The 350-nt window shown below is 68.9% G+C and carries 1 pseudogene; it reads left to right on the top strand.

What is annotated here, in order from left to right:
* Positions 1-350, top strand: a pseudogene (locus SB764_RS38850) (phosphatase); the annotation flags it as partial.

Consider the following 350-nt stretch of genomic DNA (forward strand, 5'->3'; position numbering starts at 1 on the left):
CATGTTGCGCCCGGGGCCACCGTGGGCCGCCCGCATATCGCCGACGCGCTGGTCGCTGCCGGAGTTGTGGCGGATAGGACGGAAGCGTTCACGTCGATCCTCACGTCCCATTCACGGTACTTCGTCCAGCACTACGCGCCGCACCCGGCCCTCGCCGTCGAGCTCGTCCGGGCAGCGGGCGGCGTGCCCGTCTTTGCGCACCCGGTGGCGTCATCGCGCGGACGGATCGTGGGGGAGGGCGTTTACCAGGAGATGATCGACGCCGGACTGCTGGGCGTGGAGGTGGACCACCGGGACAATCCCGAAGAAGGACGCACGTTCCTTCGCGAACTGGCCGCGACCCATGGACT

Source organism: Paraburkholderia sp. SIMBA_027 (genome assembly GCF_046535315.1).
GTDB lineage: Bacteria > Pseudomonadota > Gammaproteobacteria > Burkholderiales > Burkholderiaceae > Paraburkholderia > Paraburkholderia tropica.